The organism is Pontibacillus salipaludis (assembly GCF_014642405.1).
GTDB lineage: Bacteria > Bacillota > Bacilli > Bacillales > BH030062 > Pontibacillus > Pontibacillus salipaludis.
In genome coordinates, this window is sequence record NZ_BMIN01000003.1 from 122,566 (window position 1) to 145,413 (window position 22,848).

Genomic DNA, 22,848 nt, shown 5'->3' on the forward strand with positions numbered 1-22,848 from the left:
GCCTTTTTTTACTTTATTCTAGTAATTTATGTTCATTGTTACAAAGTTGTAATGAAATGTAATGTTCTTGTTATTAATTTCTAGTTATATTTTCATTATAATCGGGTATATAATAAATTTTCTTTTGAAAGGAATGTCAGCAATGAAGCGCAAAACCCTATCCGTTGTCGCAGCCACTTGTCTAGTTGGTTCCCTTGCTTTCCCTAGTATTTCTAAAGCGCAAGATTATCAAGTAAAATCCGGAGATACACTTTGGGGTATTTCACGTCAACATGATACTACAGTCTCTAATATACAAGAGTGGAATAACTTATCTTCTACAACAATTTATGTAGGTGATACATTAGTTGTATCAAATTCAACATCATCTCAAACAGTTTCCGCTCAACCATCACCTGAACCGCAATCAACTTCATACATAGTAAAAACCGGAGATACACTTTGGGGCATTTCTAGGCAATTCGGCGTAACGGTTTCAAATTTAAAACAGTGGAACAGCCTTCATTCTGATATTATTCACGTGAATCAGAAATTGTCTGTGGATGGATCTGGGAGTACTTCAACATCAACATCAACATCAACATCAACATCAACATCAACATCAACTAATACTTCTACCAACACGGAATCATCTAACGTAAATGATTTAATTTCTACAGCAAAATCTCAGCTTGGAACACCTTACCAATGGGGTGGGACAAGCCCTAGTGGATTTGATTGCAGTGGATTCTTAAATTATGTTTTCGGACAAGAAGGTATATCTATCCCTCGTACTGTTTCTAGTATTTATAGTAGCGATAAATTTGTTAGCGTAGGACAACCTCAGGTGGGCGATTTAGTATTCTACGAAACATACAAGAGTGGCCCTTCCCACGCCGGGATTTATTTAGGAAATGGGCAGTTTATTCATAGTGGATCATCCAATGGTGTTACGATATCATCCATGAGCATTTCATATTGGGAAAACCGCTATATCGGAGCGAAAAGCTTAAGATAACTAAAAAGTTAATCTTAAAAAAAGAGTGTGAAGTCTTAAGACTTCACACTCTTTCTTTTTTCTTTTTAAGTTTCATAAAGTATTTTTTGTACAACTATCGTTTCTTTTGAAAAAACGGTAGTTGTTGAAGTTCTTCTTTTGTAATAAAACGGAACGCGAATAGGAAGATGATGTATATTGTAGTAAAGCCAGTAATTAGTATGAGGAATGGAATGGGAGTCAATGTTGCCACAGAGAAAAAGGAATTTATTTCATAGCCAACAAACCATGTGCAACCCATTAATAAAATCATCTTTCCAATATCAACAAGTGGAATTCGGAACTGGATCGCTTTCATTAGTGTTGCTAGGTGTAAGAATGTAACGAGAATAACACCTACTACAATGGCAAGGGCTACACCCATAATGCCGAATTCAGGCTGAGTGGCTAACGATAGTAATACTGCAAACTTCACAACAGCTCCTATCAGGCTGTTCCACATGGCAGCTTTCGCTAAGTCAAGAGCTTGTAGAGCGGCTTGTAATGGTGCCTGGAAGTAGAGCATTAAGAAGAATGGTGCCATTACAAGCAAGAATCTAGACGCATTTCCGTGGCCATACATAAACGTTAAGATGGGGGTAGCAAAAATCGTTAATATAACGGTCGCAATTGCCCCTGATGCAAAAGATAAACGAATGGCTTGATGAATACGGTAGTGTATTAACGTTTGATCCCCTTTAGCTCCAGCTTCACTGATATTTGGAACAAGAGCAACGGAAAGAGATTGTGTAATAAATGTTGGAAGCAATAGAAGAGGGAGAGCGTATCCCGTTAGTTCTCCATACTGCTTAGTAGCCATAGCGGTTTGGATACCTGCAATGGCTAGACTTTGTGCAACTAAAATAGGTTCTAAGAAAAAGGAAATGGACCCTACCATACGACTTCCGGTAGTGGGAAGAGCAATTGACATCAGTTCATTGAATGTTTCTTTACCGTTTTTAATATAAGTCATGAACTTTCTTCTGACTTTCACACGCTTTTTCAATTTAAACATATGAAGCATGTACAACAATGAACAAAACTCTCCTAATACGACTGAAATCATTGCACCTGCTGCAGCATATTCGACTCCGTATGGGGCGAGTGCCTTAGTGAATAAAGCTACAAAACTAATGCGCACAATTTGTTCAATCACCTGTGAGTAAGCTTGAGGCTTCATATTTTGGCGACCTTGGAAATACCCTCGTATCACAGAGGAGATGGCGACTATAGGAACGATAGGACTAATTGCAAGAAGGGGATATAGGGTCCTTTCATCTGTTAACAAGGTTTGAGATAACAAAGGAGCTAATAGGATCATTCCTGTTGTAAAGATGATGCTCAATACACCTGTGATGGTGAGTGAGATCACTAGAATTTTTTTTACTTTCTTCAAGTCTCCTATAGCTTCAGCCTCTGCTACCCGTTTCGATATAGCTACAGGTAATCCGAATTGGGTGAGGGTGATCACTAAGATGAGGGTTGGAATGGCCATCATATAAAGGCCTACACCTTCCTCTCCCATAATTCGTGCTACGACGATTCGATTGACAAACCCTAGGAAGCGAGTAATCATGCCTGCTGCAATTAAAATCAAAGTACCTTGTAAAAAGGTTTGTTTGGTCATTCATTACGACCTACCTTCTCAAAGAATTGAAATTCGTATACAATGAATATATGCAGAAAAGGTGGGCAAGCATGACAAGCATTCGTAATTGATTCAAACATTTGCTGTGTGATTTGTAGAGTTGAATGAGAGGGGTATTATATATGGAAGAAGGAAAGCCTGTATTACAGTGGAAAAAGACGATTTACCCTGTATTACAAAGCAAGAAAGAAGAGTTTCATTTGCTTGGTTATAGTAGAGCACATGAGGAAGATATTTGGAAATGCCTCGAGAAGAAAGTTTGGAAGGGTAATCCAACGTTACGTTTACATACGGTAGTACAGGATGTGTTTCACTTGAGTGTTGGTACATATATGAGTTACTTAACCATACAAGCCTATCAAAGTGATGATCTACTTGCTCAGGTAGAAGCTTTAAGGAACCATGATCCAAATAAACAAGAAAATGAAGCGTCGTATTGACAGTGCTTCCCAAAGATTTCTATAATTACAATATTGGCGTGTGGCATTATAGTCACGATAATCATGTCTTCTATACATACAAAAGGCTCACGTAGTTGTAGGGTGGTAGTATTTGAGACCACTCTTTTATGCGTAAGGATGTAATACTATTTTATAAAACGGTTGTTGGAGAAGTCAGAAGGAGGCACTCATACTCATGGTAAAACGCGGTCGTATCGTTGCGTTTTTTCTACTCCTGCTTATCTTTGCAGGTACGATAGGGACAACGATACAAGGAATTACAAAGGATATTCGCCTTGGCCTTGATCTGCAGGGTGGATTTGAAATTTTGTACCAGGTTACACCAATCGATGAAGATCAAGAGATTGACAGGGATGCTTTAGAAGCAACTGTTGAAACGATTTATAGACGTGTAGATTCACTAGGTATTAGTGAAACAAGCGTCAATATTGAAGGAGAGGACCGCATCCGGGTTCAGCTTGCTGGTATTGAAGACCAGAACAAAGCGAGGGAGCTTATTGGTACCTCGGCTCGTCTGTCATTTAGAACCGTTGATGATGATGAAATACGCATAAATGATGAATCTCTCTCACTGGAAATGGATGAAATTGACGATAATAATGAGCCAGACACAGAAACAGGAGAAATCTTCAACGGATCAAATCTTGTGGAAGGCAGTGCCCAACAAGAATTTCATCCTGATACGAAAGCTCCAATTGTTACGTTAAAAGTAAAAGATGCGAAAGAGTTCCAAAGTGTAACCAAAAAAGTTTCTCAATTAGGTAATGATCCATCAACACCTTACAATGAGAATTCTATGGTCATCTGGATGGACTTTGGGGAAGAAGATTCCTTCATAGCTGATTTTAACAATCCAGAAGAGCAAGGGTATATATCAGCTCCACGCGTAAGTGAACCATTACTTACAAAAGAAGTAATGATTACAGGTGACTTTACGGTAGATAGCGCTCAAGAGCTTGCCAACATTTTAAATGCTGGTTCATTGCCAGTTGATATGAAAGAGCTTTACTCTACGTCAGTAGGAGCGCAGTTTGGTGAACAAGCATTAAACAAAACGATCTTAGCTGGTGCTATAGGGATCGCTTTGATCTTTGTATATATGATGTTCTACTACCGCCTTCCTGGTGTAGTGGCCGTCATTACTCTTTCAACCTACATCTTCTTAATTCTACTTGTCTTTGAATTAATGAACGGAGTCCTGACATTACCAGGGATTGCCGCGCTTGTGCTCGGTGTTGGTATGGCTGTAGACGCCAATATCATCACGTACGAACGCATCAAAGAGGAGATGAAAGCAGGGAAGTCGACCTTATCTGCCTTTAAAGCGGGTAATAGTCGATCTTTAGCAACCATTCTTGATGCGAATATCACAACAATTTTGGCTGCCATTGTCCTATTTATCTTTGGTACGAGCTCTGTAAAAGGGTTTGCGACCATGTTGATTATCAGTATACTGGTTAGTTTCTTAACGGCTGTTTATGGATCTCGCTTAATGCTTGGTCTACTAGTGAAGAGCCGTGCATTAAACAAAAAGCCAGGATTCTTTGGTATTAAACCAAGTCAGGTGAAAGACATTGAAAAAGGGGAAGAAGTCGAAGCGAAAGTCTTCGGTCGTTCTTTTGACTTTGTTAAACACCGTAAGAAGTTCTTTGGAATCTCCATTGCCCTCATCCTTTCTGGTGCTATTGCCCTTGGTGCGATGGGACTGAACTTAGGCATTGACTTTACAAGTGGTTCTCGTGTTCAAGTACTAGCGGATGAGCCGATTACAGAAGAAACATTAAAAGAAGAATTTGATGAAATTGGATATACACCGAAGAAAGTCGTAATCTCAGGTGACGATGACGAAGTTGGTGTAGCCCGTTTTACTAGCGTCCTATCTAAATCTGAAATTGCAGACATTAAAGGTCACTTCAATGAACTTTACGGAAGCAATCCAAGTGTGAGCACTGTATCATCCATTGTGGGTGAAGAACTTGTGAAGAATGCGGTCTACGCTGTTGCGATTGCATCAATTGGGATTATCATTTATGTGACGATTCGATTCGAAATTTATTTCGCATTAACAGCTATTGTGGCCTTACTCCATGATGCGTTCTTTATCATTGCGCTGTTTAGCTTAACGCAGCTTGAATTTGATATTACGATTATTGCAGCTATTCTTACGATTGTGGGTTATTCCGTAAACGATACTATCGTTACGTTTGACCGTATCCGTGAGAATCTGAAGCTGAAGAAGAAAGTGAAAACATTCTCTGAACTAGCAGAAGTCGTGAATAAGAGTTTAATGGAAACATTGGCTCGTAGTCTTAACACCGTCCTAACGGTTGTATTTGCTGCCTTAATGCTTCTACTATTCGGAGCAACAGCCATCACAAACTTCTCATTTGGTCTAGTAGTCGGCCTTATTGCAGGTACGTACTCATCCCTATTCATCGCAGCTCAGCTGTGGTTAGTATGGAGAGGGAGTATGCTTAAGCGTAAACCGATTGAGTACAAAGAGAAGAAACAAAACAGCGGACCACAAGTATAAGTGTAAGAGCTCTCCCATTCGGAGAGCTCTTTTTCTACTTTTATGGGGATTTATGTGTTTTGGTATATTCTACATTGAGACTCTATGCTAAAAAGGTCCGTTCCTTGAAGTAGTGGTTGGGGATGCTCCCTTAGAACGCGCTTTTCTTTAACCCCTCACGAGACAAGGTATCCGAGGTTGTGAGCTAAGCAATCTCCCTACCATGACGCGTTTCCGTTCATCTCATTATAGGAAAGGAGGGCCTGGAAACTGCGAGACTCCCGTGGGCAGAAGAGCCTAGGTGAGACCCCGGAAGCCGGCGTGCCGGCTGAGGAGGCTCACCAGCTCCCCACAGGAAAGCGAGTGGTTTCCAGGCCCTCCTTACTCCTAGCCAAAGGTAACGGAAACAGCTTATATCTACGATAAGTTTTCAAGACAGCTCCACTTGGGAATAGAAGAAGAAAGGAAGAGTAAAATAATTGAAGGTTATGAGAAAGGAGATGGGCTCTTTGAAGGGGCAGAAGAATTTTATATTAGCGTTAGTATTTGCTCTTATTGTAGCTATTTTCGCGGTGTTTAATGTCGACGCTGTAGAAGTGAATTACTTATTCGGAACAGGTCAGGCTCCGTTGATTCTTATTATTTTAGGCTCAGTATTAATGGGCGGTTTGATTGCAGGGATTTTTGGAACCGTTCGTAATTATCAGCTTCAACGGGATAATCGTGCTCTAAAAGAAAAACTGAGACAATTAGGAGAGGACCCTGAGCGTGTGACTGCACGTAAGGCAGAAGAAGATAAGAATCAGCCAATCGAAGAAGAACGTGCTAAATAGCTGAACAATGTACTGGCAGGATGAAATCATATGATTTCATCCTGATTTTTTGTGATAAAGTCCAATAGGAATTTAGGTTGGGGGTGTGATTTTGAGTCTTATCCTTAAGCTGGTCCATTTGGCCAGGTAGGGATGTAAGGCGTCCGGGGAATAAGGAGTAGGCTTGTTCTGGCGTGGAGGACCTAGCGCGATAAGCGAGCTTTTTTACAAAGGCTAATCGCCTTTTCCGAAAAGCTGGCTTATCAGCCCCTCACACGATGTGGGGGCGTTCGATGTTGGCTATTGATGTGACGATCCTAGTCGAACTTCCTTTTATCCCTAAGTACCACGCCTGCACTTTTCATGACTACCTTTTCCACCTGAAATTCATTTGCTCCCCTTACCTCGCTCTTGTATAATGGGTCTGTTAGGGGTGAATCTATGTTACGGAGTAAAGCAAAATGGAATTTAACCCAAGAAGAGGAGCCAACTCTTCCTATTGATCCATCATTATCTTTGACTTCTTTAACACAAGAATTGTTAAAGAAAAGAGGGATTGAAACGAAAGAAGCGGCAAAGCTATTTTTATCTCCTCAACTGGAACAATTACATGATCCAATGTTAATGAATGATATGAACAAAGCTGTTGATCGTGTAAAGAGAGCGATTGAACAGGAAGAATATATATGGGTGTTTGGTGATTATGATGCGGATGGGGTCAGCTCAACGGCATTAATGGTCGAAGTCCTTCGTGAAATGGGGGCTTATGTAGACTATTACATTCCGAACCGGTTCACAGAAGGTTACGGTCCTAATGAAGAAGCATTCCGAAATGCACATGCAGAAGGTATAACGTTAATTATCACTGTTGATACAGGGATAGCGGCCAATCATGAAGCGACTGTAGCGAAAGAGTTAGGTATAGACTTAATCATTACGGATCACCATGAGGCGCAAACAGAACTACCAGATGCATTTGCAATCGTACATCCAAAGTTATCTGGCACGTACCCATTTCAAGAACTAGCAGGTGTAGGTGTAGCGTTTAAATTTGCACATGCCTTACTAGGAGATTTTCCGAAACACTTATTAGATTTGGTCGTTATTGGTACAATAGCGGACCTAGTCCCGTTGCATGATGAAAACCGTATATTAGCCGCACATGGCCTTAAAGCTATTTCAAGGTCTATTCGACCTGGTGTACAAGCTTTAAAGAAAGTATGTAGCATAGAAGGTGACATCACAGAAGAAGACATTGGTTTTGCTATAGGGCCTCGTATTAACGCTGTAGGTCGATTGCAAGATGCATTTCCTGCTGTTGATTTATTATTAACGGAGAGTGATTCAGAAGCAGAGGCGTTAGCTAATCAAATTCACGCACTTAATCAGGAACGACAGAAGATTGTTGCTGAGATTGCGGAAGAAGCTGAGACAATGCTTGATGCTCAAGCAGATGAACTTCCTTCTGTCATTGTTGTGGCTAAAGAAGGATGGAATCAGGGCGTTCTTGGAATTGTAGCTTCTCGTCTTGTGAATAAGTATGATCGACCTACGATTGTTTTAACGATCGATTCTGATGCTCAAACAGCTAAAGGGTCTGCTAGGAGCATTGATGCTTTTGATATGTTTACAAATTGTATGGAAGTTCGTGATCAGTTCACTCATTTTGGTGGTCACGCTCAAGCAGCTGGAATGACCTTACCGCTCGAGAATGTAGCAACTCTTCGAGAATCGTTAAATCGTCTGGCAGAACAAAAGCTAGCACCTGAAGACTTTAAGCAACTCTTAACGATTGATCGAACAGTAAAACTAGAAGATATAACGATTTCAACAATTGAAGAGATATCGAAGCTAGCACCGTTTGGAATGGGGAATCCTAAGCCGCTTTTCCGTATAGAAGAAGCAATCCCTGCTGAACTAAGGCAAATCGGGAGTAAATTAAACCATTTAAAGATGCGTTTTAAAGCAAATGGAGCAGATATTGATACCATAGGCTTTGGAATGGGAGACTTATATCCCCGTATCGCTCCTCAATCGCCAGTATCGATCGTAGGTGAACTTTCTGTCAATGAATGGAACGGTAAGCGTAAACCTCAAGTTATGATGAAAGACCTTCGCGTTGATAACTGGCAGCTTTTTGACCTAAGAGGAAATCGTCACCTTGAAAAAGCCATGCCGAAGTTGCCATTTGATCATACGGTTGCCATATTCTTTGGAGAGGCAACTGAAAACATGGCGTGGGTTTTTGATTATTATCCGGTGATAGAGTTAAACCATGACCCTGAACTCATTGATGACCTGCCACTAGATGAAGTTGAACATTTAGTTCTAATGGATTTGCCACTATCTATGGAACAAATTAGTGCCGTCACTCAAAAAATGACACCTCACAATATCTATGCGTGTTACCGGACAGATGATGCGGCCTTTTTAAAAACCTTACCGACTCGTGATCATTTCAAATGGTTCTATGGCATGTTGATGAAACGGAAGAAATTCCACCTAGAAACAGAAGGACCAAAACTAGCAGATTATAAAGGTTGGTCAAAAGATTCGGTTGAATTTATATCACACGTGTTTTTTGAGCTAGAATTTGTTAGAATAGATAATGGACTTTTAACGCTGAATCCGAATCCTTCTAAGAAAGATTTGACTGAATCAGCTCTATATCAACAAAAACACGAACAATTAAAAGTGGAACAAACGTTATATTTCTCATCCTATCCTCAATTAAAAGCTTGGTTTACCGAGCAAATGGATCGAGTTTCGGACGTTAAGGAGGAAATTAGTTAATGGATTTAAAACAATATATTACGGTTGTGGAAGACTGGCCGACAGAGGGCATTAAATTTAAAGATATCACAACTTTGATGGATAACGGACCTGCATTTAAATCAGCAATTGACGAAATTGTAGAATATGCAAATACAAGAGAAATCGATATTATTGTTGGACCTGAAGCACGTGGTTTCATTATTGGTTGCCCAGTTTCATACGCAATGGAAGTAGGATTTGCTCCTGTGCGTAAAGAAGGTAAGCTTCCTCGTGAAACGATTAAAGTTGACTACGGTTTGGAATATGGCAAAGATGTATTAACGATTCATAAGGATGCCATTAAACCTGGTCAACGCGTTTTAATCACAGATGACCTTCTTGCAACAGGCGGTACGATTGAGGCTACAATCAACTTGGTTGAACAACTAGGCGGAATTGTAGTAGGTTGTGCTTTCCTTGTAGAATTAACCTATTTAGATGGCCGTGAGAAACTAGACGGTTATGATGTTCTAACATTAATGCAATACTAAAAGGAAGAAAGAGTGCTCTCAAAGTTATGGGAGTACTCTTTTATCATACGAACGTAATAACGATTGAAACACGTCCAATAGGTAAGAGTAGAGGTTTTCGACATAAATTGAGTCTTTCCTCTTTACATTATCATTAGAATTTTCGATAATTAAACACATATATATGCTACGTCTATACCTATGACGAATTTCTAATAATCAGGTGATAGGATGTCTAAAGATAAAATTTTGACAGCTGATGAAGTGGTAGAACAAGCGAGCCAGTATTTGTCTGAAGAAGATACAGGTTTTGTTCGACGTGCCTATGAATTTGCTCAAGAGGCGCATAAGGAACAGTACCGTAAATCTGGTGAGCCGTATATTATTCATCCTGTCCAAGTGGCGAGTATCCTCGTTGAACTAGAAATGGATCCTGTAACGATTGCTGGTGGCTTCTTGCATGACGTTGTGGAAGATACAAACGTTACCGTAGAAGAGCTAAAGAATCAGTTTAACGAAGAAGTGGCAATGCTCGTTGATGGTGTGTCAAAGTTAGGGAAAATTAAATATAAGTCAAAAGAAGCTCAACAAGCAGAGAATCATCGTAAAATGTTTGTCGCTATGGCGAAGGATATTCGTGTAATTCTTATTAAATTAGCAGACCGCTTGCACAACATGAGAACCCTAAAGCATTTACCTCCTGAGAAGCAGCGCAGAATTTCTAACGAGACGCTCGAGATTTTTGCACCGTTAGCTCATCGTTTAGGTATATCTACAATTAAATGGGAATTAGAGGATACGGCACTTCGTTACTTAAACCCTCAACAGTACTATCGCATTGTTCACCTTATGAAACAAAAGCGTAATGAAAGAGAGTACTATATTGGGGAAGTTATGGACGAGATTAATAACCAACTTGATGAGGTGGATATTACAGCGGAGATCTCCGGACGTCCAAAACACTTGTATAGCATTTACCGAAAAATGGTGCTGCAAAACAAACAGTTCAACGAAATTTATGACCTTCTGGCTGTTCGTGTATTAGTGAACAGCATTAAAGATTGCTATGCAGTACTTGGAATTATTCATACGTGCTGGAAGCCAATGCCTGGAAGGTTCAAAGATTATATTGCGATGCCGAAGCCTAACCTGTACCAATCCCTTCACACAACGGTTATAGGACCTAAGGGTGATCCTTTAGAGGTTCAAATTCGGACACATGAAATGCATGACATTGCTGAATACGGAATCGCGGCCCACTGGGCTTATAAAGAAGGGTTAAATGTAGAGTCAAATACGCAATCCTTTGATGAACGTTTAACATGGTTTAGAGAAATCTTGGAGTGGCAGAACGAAACCCATGATGCTGAAGAATTCATGGAGTCCCTTAAAGTAGACCTATTCTCTGACATGGTGTACGTCTTTACTCCAAAGGGAGATGTAATAGAGCTTCCTTCTGGTTCTGTTCCAATCGATTTTTCCTATAAAATTCATACAGAAGTTGGGAACCAAACGATTGGAGCTAAGGTAAACGGTAAGATGGAACCTCTGGATTATAAATTAAAGACAGGGGACATTGTTGAAGTCATGACGTCGAAGCATTCTTACGGTCCATCAAAGGACTGGATTAAGATTAGTCAGACGTCACAGGCTAAGAACAAGATAAAGCAATTCTTCAAGAAGCAACGTCGTGATGAAAACATCGCTAAAGGTAAAGAGCTTGTCGAGAAAGAAATCCGGTCGATGGACCTTGAGCCGAAAGAAGTGCTAACTGCTGATAATTTGGATCGGGTTGCAGAGAAGTTTAACTTCACAAACGATGATGATATGTATGCTGCTGTTGGGTACCAGGGAATAACTGCTGCTCAGATTGCAACTCGTCTAACGGAGAAAATTCGTCGTAAGCAGAATAAAGAAAAAGACCTTGAAGAAACGCTTGAAGGTGTTCAAAACGATATTAAACGTCCGTCACACTCCAATAAAAAGAAGAAGGATTCAGGCGTCCGAGTTAAAGGTGTAGATAATTTACTCGTAAGACTTTCTCGCTGTTGCAATCCTGTACCTGGTGATGACATTGTAGGTTATATCACTAAAGGGCGCGGCGTTTCTGTCCATCGTTCTGATTGTCCAAATGTCAAAACGGATGATGTCAGAAACAGACTTCTACCAGTGGAATGGGAGAATACTGGAGAAGATAGTAAGCAGTACAGCCTTGATTTAGAGATTTCAGGATATGATCGAAGAGGACTCTTAAATGAGGTTCTTCAGGCTGTTAATGAAACCAAAACGAATATTACGGCTGTAACAGGAAGATCAGATCGTAATAAAATGGCAACGATTCACATGACCATAATGATTCAAAACATTAGTCATTTACGAAAAGTTGTTGATCGAATTAAACAGATTCCAGATGTATACACAGTTCGTCGTGTACTGCAGTAAGGAGAGTTCGTATGAAGGCAGTTATTCAGCGTGGCCGCAATGCTAGCGTAACGGTTGAAAACAAAGTGACAGGTGAAATAGATAATGGCCTTGTTGTCCTTCTAGGGGTAACGCATGAGGATACAGAAGAAGATGCAAAATATCTTGCAGACAAAATAGTGAATCTCCGAATCTTTGAGGACGAAGAAGGTAAAATGAACTTATCCTTAAAAGATATCGGGGGGCAAATGCTCTCTATTTCTCAGTTCACATTGTACGGAGATACTCGTAAAGGGAGACGTCCGAACTTTATGAACGCTGCAAAACCAGGACCTGCTAACGAATTATATGAATCGTTCAATTCCTTCGTCAAAGACCAAGAAATTTCTGTTGAAACCGGTGCTTTTGGTGAGATGATGGATGTCCAGCTTACAAACGTAGGACCTGTCACCTTAATATTAGAAAGTAAAGATCGTTAAAGTAGATCCATTAAGAGGAGATATATGTTGTTTCACTAGTAAATAAACTCCTCATATAGTAAAAGCGCTCCAAGTCTTAATAAGACTTGGAGCGCTTTTTTGCGATTAGAAGGTAATAATCATTAAATTATTCGCCTAAATAATCAATAATGCCTTGGACAATACCATTCGTTACTTTATCTTGGAAACCTTTCGTGTGCACAAATGCTTCTTCTTGTGGGTTGGATAAGAATCCTAATTCTAATAGTAAGGCAGGTTGGCGATTTTCTCGAATGACGTGAAAGTCTCCAAACTTGGCTTTCCTATCTCTGAGTCCAGTTGCTTTTACCATTCCATTTTGAACAGCTTCAGCAAAAGCTCTATGCTGATTATGATAGTAATAAGTTCCGATACCAGATACGCTTGGGGATTGTGGGAAACTATTGTAATGAAGAGACAAGAAAGCGTCTGCTCCTAATACGTTCGACTTAATGGCTCTAGAGCTAAGAGCAATATAGGAATCATTCGGGCGAGTGAGGATAACCTTTGCTCCGGCTAGCTCCAAACGTTCCGCTAAACGTTTTGCAGTCGTTAAGGTAAGATTCTTCTCATAATTCCCATCATGGCCAATTGTCCCTACATCTCGTCCGCCATGACCAGCGTCGATCACAATTGTTTTTCCGGCGATGCTTTGTTCTTCCTTAGATAGCTCTTCAACATTTGAGGAGCGACTTGTAACGATCCAGTCAGCAACGTAAGCTGATCCGCCGTTATATTCTATTTCATACCATTTGTTTCCATGACTAATGACGTTAAATTGTTGTCCCTTAGATCCTCTTCCGACAATACTCGTGTTGGTTGATGGACCTTTTCGAATGTTTGTACCATTATACAATAAGGTAACAGATTGAGTTTCTTCAGGTTTTGAAGGGACTTTCTTTACAAGCCAGTTTGCTACCCACCCTGTTTTACCTGAAGTGTATTTAATTTCAAACCAAGAACCTTTTTCTTGTATGTACGCATACTGTTCCCCTTCTTTAACCTGACTAACTACTTTGCCTCCTAAATTACCTTCACTTCTTACGTTTAAAACGGGCGTCTTAATGGTGATTTCTCCCTTTTCGGTCTTAGCTTGAGACTGAGATTGTGAAGAATTTAAGACGGCTGTTTCGTTCGTTGTTTCAACTGATTGTTCTGTCGTAACAAATTGTTTCCAAACCCATCCACTCTCGTTGTTGTAGGATAGTTGTACCCAATTTCCAGATGTACTCTTAAGTGGGTAGGTGTCACCTTGATCCATAGAACCAATCACGCTGTAAGATGTACCAGCTCCGCTCCTTACTCGTAAGTCATCAACGTTAGATGTGACGACTGAAGTAGAAGAGGAACGATTCTCTTCCTTTAAATCGATGAGCCACTTGGCAACCCAACCCTTTTTATCATGGAGTTGGATTTGAACCCATTTGTCTTTCTGTTGAAGAACAGTAAATGATTCCGCTTTATGCACTTGGTCCACTTTATTATAAGTTAACCCAGGTCCACTTCTTACGTTTAGAGGCTCTACATTAATGATGGCTTTCTGTGCTGCATTGATTTCCGTGCTCAAGAAGAATAATGAACTAATCATTACCAAAAAGAGCATGGCGGTGCTGCGTCGTATAAACAAGGTGAATATGCCTCCTTTTTATTTTTATTACACGAGTATTAATCTTTCTTTCGACATCCTTATAAAAAAACCTTTCCTATTGTGAAATTTTTTATGCCGCTTTGGAGAAAATAGATAAAAAGCCACAAAGAGGTGTTAATTATGAGGCAAAGCCGTAAGCATTCGAACTCATCACAAGCAAGTAAAAGCGTATTTGGGGTTCAGTTTCATGACTTTTTAGAGAAGGAACCGCATCTAACACGCATGGAAATGGCTGAGGAATTTGGGGTTTCTTTAAAAGATGTTAAGAAATTGAAAGAAAGCATGGATCGAGCTTGACATTCCATGACGTCAACATTATGATAATAAACAATTCCTTTCATACATGTAAGCAGGAAAAAAGTGTTGAAATTATATGAAAGCCGTATTAAAATTCTTATCAGGCTAGAAAAAGTACTTTTTCACATACATCTATATTGAGTACCGTTGATGGAAAGAGTAGCTAAGAAACGTTTGGACAAGAGAGGAGATACCATTAGGCTGAAAGTATCTCTCTAAATCGTCTTAGTGAAAGACATTCCTTAGGTTCCGCATCGAAAGCAAATGGTTAGTAGGTGTCGGACGTGACAGGCGTTAACTGTTAAAGCGGAAGTATTGTAAATACTTCAACTAGGGTGGCAACGCGGGTAATATCTCCCGTCCCTATTCGATATCTTTGTGTATCGAATATGGGGCGGGAGTTTTTATATGCCTATAGAATCGTGTCACAATTATAAACAATAAGATTTATATCATTTAGGAGGAGTGTACATGAGTCTAAAAGGACCTCGTGGTACCCAGGATATATTACCTGGAGAAGTTGAGAAGTGGCAGTTTGTAGAATCTGTATTATCAGACGTATGTCGTCGCTATAATTATAAAGAAGTTCGTACCCCAATTTTTGAGCATACAGAGTTATTTCAACGTGGTGTAGGTGACACTACAGACATCGTTCAAAAAGAAATGTATACATTTGAGGATCGCGGAGGTCGTAGTCTTACCCTTCGTCCTGAAGGGACGGCTTCAGTCGTACGTTCTTTCGTTCAGAATAAGGTGTATGGCTTACCTAACCAACCAACTAAATATTACTATTTTGGACCAATGTTCCGTTATGAACGACCTCAACAAGGACGCATGCGACAATTTGTTCAATTTGGAATTGAAGCCTTGGGCAGTGATGACCCTGCTATTGATGCTGAAGTAATTGCTCTTGCAATGAATAGCTACCAGGAGCTTGGCTTACAGTCCCTTAAGCTTGTATTAAACAGCTTAGGTGATCAAGAAAGCCGTGAAGAACACCGTAAAGCACTCATATCCCACTTTGATCCTTATCGAGAGGAATTGTGCGAAGATTGCCAGGTACGACTTGATCAAAATCCAATGCGCGTATTGGATTGTAAGAAGGATAAGGATCATCCTGCAATGTCAACAGCACCGTCAATCCTTGAATACTTAAATGATTATTCTCGCACGTATTTCGAGAACGTAAAGAGCTATCTCGATAAAATGGGAATTCCTTATACGATTGATCCTAATCTCGTTCGTGGTCTTGATTACTACAATCATACTGCGTTTGAAATTATGAGTGAATCTGAAGGCTTTGGAGCTATTACAACGCTGTCTGGTGGCGGTCGCTACAACGGCTTAGTAGAAGAAATAGGCGGTCCTGAAACGTCTGGTATTGGCTTTGCTATGAGTATTGAACGCCTATTAATGGCATTAGAGGCAGAAGGTGTGACCCTGCCACTAGAAGAGAAGCTCGATTGTTACATTGTAGCTCTTGGAGAAGAAGCAGAGAAAGAGGCTGCAGGGGTTGTATATCAGCTTCGAAAAGCAGGAATTCAAGTAGATAAAGATTATGCTGGTAAAAAAGTTAAAGCTCAATTTAAATCAGCAGATCGACTTCAGGCTAAATATGTGTTGGTTCTTGGTGAGAATGAGCTTGCTAACGGGCAAATTAATGTAAAGCGTATGGCGACTGGAGATCAGGAAACGATTGCGCTAGCCGATGTTGTTGAGTACATGAAGAAGGAATTTAAGGGGGAGCAATCATGAGTGAACATCGTCAATTAAGTGGTGAAATCAGAGAAGGTCATATAGGAGAAACGGTTCTATTAAAAGGATGGGTTCAAAAGAGACGTGACCTTGGTGGGTTAATCTTCATTGACCTTCGTGACCGTTCTGGATTAGTACAAGTTGTATTTAATCCTGAAGATTCTACCGAAGCAATTGAGACAGCAGATAAAGTTCGTACGGAGTATGTTGTTGAAATTTCAGGTAAGGTTGTTGCTCGTGATGAAGCAACGATTAACCCTCAGTTAGCTACAGGTAAAGTGGAAGTCTTAGCAACTGATATTACCATTTTAAATAAGTCCAAAACCCCACCATTTCAATTGCATGACGAAACAGATGTGGCAGAGGATCTTCGTCTTAAGTATCGTTATATGGATTTACGCCGTAACCCGTTACAAGAGACGTTTAAGCTTCGACATAAAACAACGCAAGCCATTCGTAATTTCTTAAATAACGAAGAGTTTTTAGAGATGGAAACGCCAATGTTAACGAAGAGTACTCCTGAAGGTGCTCGCGACTATTTAGTTCCAAGTCGTGTGCATGAAGGAGAGTTTTATGCATTGCCTCAATCACCGCAGTTGTTTAAACAGCTCATTATGATGTCAGGCTTTGAAAAGTATTATCAAATTGCACGCTGTTTCCGTGACGAAGACTTACGTGCGGATCGTCAGCCAGAATTTACACAAGTTGATATTGAGACATCCTTTATGTCCCAAGAAGAAATTCAAAGCATGACAGAACGTATGATGAAAAGAGTGCTTAAAGAAACAAAAGGTGTAGAAATTGAAACACCATTTAAGCACATGAGTTATGATGAAGCTATGGATCGTTATGGCTCGGACAAGCCAGATACTCGTTTTGGTCTAGAGTTAGTTAACATGTCTGAAATTGTGAAGGATTCAGGCTTTAAAGTATTCAAAACTGCTGTAGAAATAGGCGGTACTGTTAGCGGGATTAATGTCAAAGGGAAAGCAAATGACTTCTCCCGTAAGGACATTGATAAGTTAACGGAATTTGTTAAGATTTATGATGCAAAAGGACTGGCTTGGCTGAAGGTAGAAGAGGGAGAATTAAAAGGACCTATCGCTAAATTCTTTGGTGAAGAGGAAGCTGCTAACCTTACTGCTGCTCTTGCAGCTGAAGATGGTGATCTACTTCTATTTGTAGCAGATAAAACTTCTGTTGTGCATGATAGCCTTGGGGCTCTTCGTCAAAAGCTAGGAAGAGAACTTGATCTGATTGATCAAACGCAGTTTAACTTCCTATGGGTAACAGACTGGCCATTATTTGAATATGACGAAGATCTAGGTCGATATTTCGCAGCTCACCATCCGTTTACAATGCCTGAGCGAGAGGATATCGATAAACTTGAAACTGAGCCACAAGAGGTGCGCGCTCAAGCTTATGACTTGGTATTAAACGGGTATGAGTTAGGCGGAGGAAGTCTTCGTATATACGAGAAGGAAGTTCAGGACCAAATGCTTAAAGTATTAGGGTTCTCAGAAGAGGAAGCTCAAAGTCAATTTGGTTTCTTATTAGAGGCTTTAGAATATGGTGCCCCTCCACACGGTGGAATCGCACTTGGATTAGACCGTCTTGTTATGATTCTAGCGGACCGATCTAACTTAAGGGATACGATTTTGTTCCCGAAAACAGCTTCTGCTTCAGACTTAATGACTCAAGCTCCAGGACCTGTGAGCCAAGAGCAATTAACAGAATTGCATCTTGAACTTAATGAGAAGGCTAAGCAAGAACAATCAGACAAGCAGTAAGAATTGTAATCATACTGTAACGTCCCTTTTTGTTGCCAACATTCATTAGTTATGCTATGATTTGATTACAAAGTAAACAAGCCGATCCTGATGTGTACGTCATCCAACAATCGTTTTGACCGAACATTTTGAACTACGGGAGCTTGAAGTTTCTGTAAGGCATGCAAGCCTTGTTTCACTTACTTAGAGGACGCATAAATTACAGAACAAAGCACCCACTTGCCAAGAGCGGGGTTCAAAACATTGGACTGTGACGGCACGATTGGGATTGGCTTTCTTTTACATACGTTACTAAACATCCTTAAGGGTAGCCTTAAGGTTATTTTTATGTTTCCGTTTTCTTTGGTCGTGTTTATAGAACTATAGGAAAAGGAATACTAAGTCATAGATCATGTTAAAGAGGAGTGAGCCAAGTGCTTCATCAATTTTCGAGAAATCAGCTAGCCATTGGTCAACAAGGGTTAGACTTAATGAAAGACGCCACTGTTGCCGTTCTTGGGATAGGAGGAGTCGGCTCTTTCAGCGTTGAGGCATTAGCAAGAAGTGGAGTCGGCAAATTAATCCTTATTGATAAAGATGATGTGGATATAACAAATATAAATCGCCAAATTCACTCTTTAATGTCTACTATTGGTCAATCTAAGGTGGATTTAATGGCAGACCGGGTTAAGGATATTAACCCTGATTGTGAAGTGGTACGTTTACATATGTTTTATACCGACGAAACGTATGAGCGCTTATTTGAACACGACTTGGATTTTGTAGTCGATGCAAGTGATACGATCTCATACAAAATTCATCTCATTAAGCAATGTATTGACCGTGATATTCAAATTATTTCATCTATGGGTGCTGCAAATAAGATGGATCCCACTAAATTTGAAATTGCCAATATTTTTGACACAAGTTATGATCCGATTGCACGGGTCATTCGCACAAAACTGCGTAAAGAGGGCTACAAAAAAGGGATTCCAGTTGTCTTCTCTAAGGAACAGCCTATAAAAATACGAGAAGATGTTCGTCAAGAAATTACTCCAGAAAACCCGAACACTCGGAAAGCGGAGCAGCCCCCGTCTTCTAATGCCTTTGTTCCTTCAGTAGCAGGATTAATTATGGCTAGTCATGTTGTACAAGAGATCTTAAAACCCATAAATATTGAACGCTACTAAAAAACCCGGCAAAAGCCGGGTTTTTGTTTGCTCTTAGCGAGCTACTTGTTCAAGATTTCCGTTCTTCTCCATACGAAAAGCGGGCTTAGAGGAGAACTGTTCGTCTTCATCAAATGCAATCATTTTTCGAGCTCGATCCATAACTTGCATTAATACTTGATAGTCTTCTTGAATCATAAGGTATTGTTTCTCCATTTTACGGAGTTTATTTTGTAGTTGATTGTTTTCGTTTTGTAACTGCTTGTTTTCTTCTTCAATTTGCTTCATGTGAGATTTTGATTGGTTCGTAGTTTGTGTTTGGCGTTTTAGTTCTTTTAATGAACGAATGATGTGATCAAACGAAACAATCGGTGTTTCTTCCTGATAGACGGCGGTGGCTGCGTAGTCTTTTGATTCCATAGCCACAGTCTCTAACTCTTCTTCTTCCACAACTAGAGAAGAAGCAGGTGCCGGAAGTTGGTGTTCTTCCCTTGTATATGTTGGTGTAGATGTTGTAGCAACTTTTTGTTGTTTAGCAAGAGCACGTTTCTTTTCTTTGCGCTGACGCTTAGCTAAATCAATAGCTTGATCATACTTTTTACGGATCTCGGCATTCCAACGAAATCCACAAGCTGCGGATGTACGATTTAAATGGTCACCCACTTCATCGAAAGCTCTCAATTGTGTACTGCCTTCACGGATGTGACGCAGAACAGTTTCTGCTAATAGTAAATCATCTTCATGAGACCAGGCATCTTGTCTTACTTTTACCATAATCATTCTCTCCTTTTCTAATAAACCAATGAAATTACTAGAACTAGTTTGTTAATGTTGTTCCTATTATGGGGAGAGAAGAATGAAAATATACCTGGGATTATACAAATATTTACTTCTTTTTTTGTTTTTGGATCGTTTCGTACACTTGAGCAAGCCCTTTTTCAAACTTACCTGTCTTCTTAGGTGAATAGTAGAGGGCGTTTTTAATAGAGTCAGGAAGGTATTGCTGATCAACCCAGCTATTCTCATAATTGTGTGGATATTGATACTCAATTCCTCTTCCTAACTTTTCTGCCCCTTTATAATGAGCGTCCTTAAGATGGGCTGGTACTTCACCACTTTTCCCTTTACGTATATCTGACAAGGCAGAATCTAGTGCTTTGTATGCTGAGTTTGATTTAGGTGACAAACAAAGTTCTACAATTGCATTGGCTAAAGGTATGCGGGCCTCGGGGAACCCGAGTCTCTCGGCTGCTTCAACCGCTGCCATTGCTCTTGGACCTGCTTGCGGATTAGCTAATCCTATATCCTCATAAGCGGTCACAACCATTCTACGCGCAATGCTATCAAGATCCCCTGCTTCAATGAGTCTGCCTAAGTAATGTAGAGCAGCATTAACATCGCTACCACGGATCGATTTTTGGAAAGCTGAGAGCACGTCATAGTGAGCGTCTCCGTCTTTATCATGGGAGAAACTCTTCTTTTGCATGCACTGTTCAGCTGTATCAAGGTCAATTTCTATTTGTCCAAATTCATTCTCAGGCGTTGAAAAAGCTGCCAGTTCTAGCCCGTTCAATGCAGCTCGCAAGTCACCATTTGCAGAATGAGCGAAGTGATCCATGGCTGTGTTCGATACATGGATATCCAAGTGGCCTAGCCCTTCGTCTTCATCAGCAATGGCTCGGTTAATGGCACCTTTCACATCTTCAATATCTAACCGTTCTACTTCAAATAAGTGACAACGACTACGGATAGCTGGGTTAATGGAATGATATGGATTACTCGTTGTGCAGCCAATAAGCGTAATTAAATTGCTTTCCACATGTGGAAGAAGGAAATCTTGTTTCCCTTTATCCAGTCGGTGCACTTCATCCAGAATCAGGACCAGTTGACCGGACATCTTGGCCTCTTCTACAGCGATCTCCATGTCTTTCTTCTTATCTACGACAGCATTTAAGGTTTTAAAGCGCAAGTTTAAGCTTTTTGCAAGTGCCATCGCCATGGAAGTCTTGCCTGTACCTGGAGGCCCAAAAAGAATCATAGAGGCTAAACGTTTGGCATCTACCATTCTACGAATCATTTTCCCTTCTCCTACAAGGTGTTTCTGTCCAATAATATCGTCAATATGTTTCGGTCGCATACGAAATGCTAAAGGTTGTTGGCTCAAAGGGACACACTCCTTTACAATCTGATTTTATTCATCTATCAGTATGGGGCCGTTACTTATGATGAGTGCTTGGGCTTGCTCAGGGACAACTTGGTTGCTGGGGCCGCTTTATACTCAACTAAAGCTAACGGAAACATTTTCTTAAACTTTGCAATCTATGGATTATTCTTAAAGGGTAAAGATATAGGCGATAAAATGCAAGAAGGTTGCTATTCGTGCTATAATATCTATTGGTGTTAAAATAGGAGTGATTAAGCTCTCTAGAAAACAGAAAGGATCATGAATATGACTACAGAGAATAAACGTGTTCATTCAAAAGATCCGGTGAAGAAGCAAACATTTACTCAACGTGCAACATTTATACGTTGGTCTTTTTTTGTTGTAGGGCTTATTATTCTAGCGTTAGGGATATCTCTAACGATTAAAGCAGACCGTTTTGGAATTGGGCCTTGGGATGTGTTTCATGTAGGTCTTCATGAACAATTCGGATTAACCGTTGGGTCCTGGTCCATTATTGCTGGTTTAGTGGTTGTCGGTTTTACATCGATTGTCACAAAATCATGGCCCCAAATTGGTACAATATTAAATATGCTTCTTATTGGTGTCTTCATTGATATTTTTAACTACGTGCTACCGTCCCCGGAAACTTTATGGAGTAACATGGCTGTCTTCTTATTGGGGATTACGGTATTGGCATATGGAATTGGGATTTACGTCGCTCCAGGGCTAGGAGCTGGTCCACGAGATGGTTTAATGTTAGTAATCCGTGACCTAACTGGCTGGAAAGTCCAATGGGTACGAAATGGTATTGAAGTGACAGTATTCCTTTTAGGTTGGCTTTTAGGGGGACCAGTTGGTGTCGGCACGGTCGTCATCGCACTAGGTCTTGGAACGATTGTTGGGTATTCTTTACCCCAAACTAAGAAATTATTAGACTATATGATACGAAGAGGTGAAGCTCATGAAAATCTCTACCAAGGGACGTTACGGTCTGACCATCATGATCGCGCTAGCCAAGAAATACGGTGATGGTCCGATATCTTTAAAATCCATTGCACGAGAAAACAATTTATCCGAACACTATCTGGAGCAGCTTATTGCTCCTCTTAGAAATGCAGGTTTAGTACGAAGCGTTCGTGGCGCATATGGCGGCTATATGTTAACAAGAAACCCAGATCAAATTACTTCTGGTGATGTTATACGGGTACTAGAAGGACCAATCAGTCCAGTTGAGGGTATCGAAGACGAAGAGCCGGCGAAACAAGCGCTTTGGATGCGGATCCGTGATGCTGTGAAAGATGTTCTAGATACGACAACGTTGCACGACCTTGCTCAACATGACGATTCTGATGAGCAAGAAGCGTACATGTTCTATATTTAAAGAAATGAGAGGGTC

The 22,848-nt window shown here is 40.4% G+C and carries 18 protein-coding genes, 1 other RNA gene and 1 other annotated feature; of the genes, 15 read left to right on the forward strand and 4 right to left on the reverse strand.

Features of this window, described 5'->3' with window-relative positions:
- The first annotated feature begins 142 nt into the window (after window positions 1-142).
- Window positions 143-997, forward strand: coding sequence for a C40 family peptidase (locus tag IEW76_RS04550; protein WP_188651338.1), 855 nt, complete (start codon window positions 143-145; stop codon window positions 995-997).
- A gap of 94 nt (window positions 998-1,091) precedes the next feature.
- Here IEW76_RS04550 and spoVB read toward each other — a convergent pair whose 3' ends face one another.
- Window positions 1,092-2,642, reverse strand: coding sequence for a stage V sporulation protein B (spoVB, locus tag IEW76_RS04555; protein ID WP_188651339.1), 1,551 nt, complete (start codon window positions 2,640-2,642; stop codon window positions 1,092-1,094).
- Between the two features lie 143 nt (window positions 2,643-2,785).
- Between spoVB and IEW76_RS04560 the strand changes: the two genes are divergently transcribed.
- The 7 genes from IEW76_RS04560 to dtd all read left to right on the forward strand — a co-directional run bounded on the left by IEW76_RS04560 (window position 2,786) and on the right by dtd (window position 12,632).
- The gene (locus IEW76_RS04560; protein WP_188651340.1) at window positions 2,786-3,103 is read left to right on the forward strand and encodes a post-transcriptional regulator; all 318 of its coding nucleotides are present in this window, start codon (window positions 2,786-2,788) and stop codon (window positions 3,101-3,103) included.
- A gap of 196 nt (window positions 3,104-3,299) precedes the next feature.
- Window positions 3,300-5,657: a protein translocase subunit SecD gene (gene secD, locus IEW76_RS04565; RefSeq protein WP_188651341.1), complete on the forward strand. Its 2,358-nt coding sequence runs from the start codon at window positions 3,300-3,302 to the stop codon at window positions 5,655-5,657.
- Between the two features lie 488 nt (window positions 5,658-6,145).
- Entirely contained in the window at window positions 6,146-6,469 is a 324-nt protein-coding gene (locus IEW76_RS04570; protein WP_036785560.1) for a LapA family protein, read from the forward strand.
- A gap of 420 nt (window positions 6,470-6,889) precedes the next feature.
- Window positions 6,890-9,241, forward strand: a complete 2,352-nt coding sequence (gene recJ / locus IEW76_RS04575; RefSeq protein ID WP_188651342.1) for a single-stranded-DNA-specific exonuclease RecJ — start codon at window positions 6,890-6,892, stop codon at window positions 9,239-9,241.
- Complete coding sequence (locus IEW76_RS04580; protein WP_036785567.1) at window positions 9,241-9,753, forward strand: adenine phosphoribosyltransferase; 513 nt, start codon at window positions 9,241-9,243, stop codon at window positions 9,751-9,753. The genes recJ and IEW76_RS04580 overlap by 1 nt, the downstream gene beginning before the upstream one ends.
- 210 nt (window positions 9,754-9,963) lie before the next feature.
- Window positions 9,964-12,174 carry a RelA/SpoT family protein gene (locus IEW76_RS04585; RefSeq protein WP_188651344.1) on the forward strand — a complete coding sequence of 737 codons (2,211 nt, stop codon included), beginning with the start codon at window positions 9,964-9,966 and terminating at the stop codon, window positions 12,172-12,174.
- 11 nt (window positions 12,175-12,185) lie between these two features.
- Window positions 12,186-12,632 (forward strand): D-aminoacyl-tRNA deacylase, encoded by a 447-nt coding sequence (gene dtd, locus IEW76_RS04590; RefSeq protein ID WP_188651346.1) that lies wholly within the window; start codon window positions 12,186-12,188, stop codon window positions 12,630-12,632.
- Between the two features lie 127 nt (window positions 12,633-12,759).
- On the opposite strand, the gene IEW76_RS04595 is transcribed toward dtd, so the two are convergent.
- Complete coding sequence (locus tag IEW76_RS04595; protein ID WP_188651348.1) at window positions 12,760-14,277, reverse strand: N-acetylmuramoyl-L-alanine amidase family protein; 1,518 nt, start codon at window positions 14,275-14,277, stop codon at window positions 12,760-12,762.
- A 141-nt stretch (window positions 14,278-14,418) separates the two neighbouring features.
- Here IEW76_RS04595 and IEW76_RS04600 point away from each other — a divergent pair, with 141 nt between their 5' ends.
- The 5 genes from IEW76_RS04600 to IEW76_RS04620 all read left to right on the forward strand — a co-directional run bounded on the left by IEW76_RS04600 (window position 14,419) and on the right by IEW76_RS04620 (window position 19,309).
- Window positions 14,419-14,595, forward strand: a complete 177-nt coding sequence (locus IEW76_RS04600) for a helix-turn-helix domain-containing protein (RefSeq protein ID WP_036785579.1) — start codon at window positions 14,419-14,421, stop codon at window positions 14,593-14,595.
- Window positions 14,596-14,733: 138 nt separating this feature from the next.
- Window positions 14,734-14,963, forward strand: a binding site (T-box leader).
- A gap of 103 nt (window positions 14,964-15,066) precedes the next feature.
- Window positions 15,067-16,350 (forward strand): histidine--tRNA ligase, encoded by a 1,284-nt coding sequence (gene hisS, locus IEW76_RS04605; protein WP_188651351.1) that lies wholly within the window; start codon window positions 15,067-15,069, stop codon window positions 16,348-16,350.
- Window positions 16,347-18,140 (forward strand): aspartate--tRNA ligase, encoded by a 1,794-nt coding sequence (gene aspS, locus IEW76_RS04610; protein WP_188651353.1) that lies wholly within the window; start codon window positions 16,347-16,349, stop codon window positions 18,138-18,140. Before hisS ends, aspS begins: the two co-directional genes overlap by 4 nt.
- 81 nt (window positions 18,141-18,221) lie before the next feature.
- A non-coding RNA gene (gene ssrS / locus IEW76_RS04615) (6S RNA) lies at window positions 18,222-18,413 on the forward strand.
- A 140-nt stretch (window positions 18,414-18,553) separates the two neighbouring features.
- A complete protein-coding gene (locus tag IEW76_RS04620; protein WP_188651356.1) occupies window positions 18,554-19,309 on the forward strand; it encodes a tRNA threonylcarbamoyladenosine dehydratase in 756 nt (251 codons plus the stop codon).
- Between the two features lie 33 nt (window positions 19,310-19,342).
- On the opposite strand, the gene IEW76_RS04625 is transcribed toward IEW76_RS04620, so the two are convergent.
- Together IEW76_RS04625 and IEW76_RS04630 are read right to left on the reverse strand one after the other, a co-directional pair.
- The gene (locus IEW76_RS04625; RefSeq protein WP_188651357.1) at window positions 19,343-20,062 is read right to left on the reverse strand and encodes an RsfA family transcriptional regulator; all 720 of its coding nucleotides are present in this window, start codon (window positions 20,060-20,062) and stop codon (window positions 19,343-19,345) included.
- Window positions 20,063-20,174: 112 nt separating this feature from the next.
- On the reverse strand, window positions 20,175-21,452 hold the full coding sequence (locus tag IEW76_RS04630) for a replication-associated recombination protein A (protein ID WP_188651360.1): 1,278 nt from the start codon (window positions 21,450-21,452) through the stop codon (window positions 20,175-20,177).
- A gap of 285 nt (window positions 21,453-21,737) precedes the next feature.
- Here IEW76_RS04630 and IEW76_RS04635 point away from each other — a divergent pair, with 285 nt between their 5' ends.
- Together IEW76_RS04635 and cymR are read left to right on the forward strand one after the other, a co-directional pair.
- The gene (locus tag IEW76_RS04635) at window positions 21,738-22,481 is read left to right on the forward strand and encodes a YczE/YyaS/YitT family protein (RefSeq protein ID WP_229721121.1); all 744 of its coding nucleotides are present in this window, start codon (window positions 21,738-21,740) and stop codon (window positions 22,479-22,481) included.
- Window positions 22,414-22,833, forward strand: coding sequence for a cysteine metabolism transcriptional regulator CymR (cymR, locus tag IEW76_RS04640; RefSeq protein WP_188651362.1), 420 nt, complete (start codon window positions 22,414-22,416; stop codon window positions 22,831-22,833). Before IEW76_RS04635 ends, cymR begins: the two co-directional genes overlap by 68 nt.
- The last annotated feature ends 15 nt before the right edge of the window (window positions 22,834-22,848 follow it).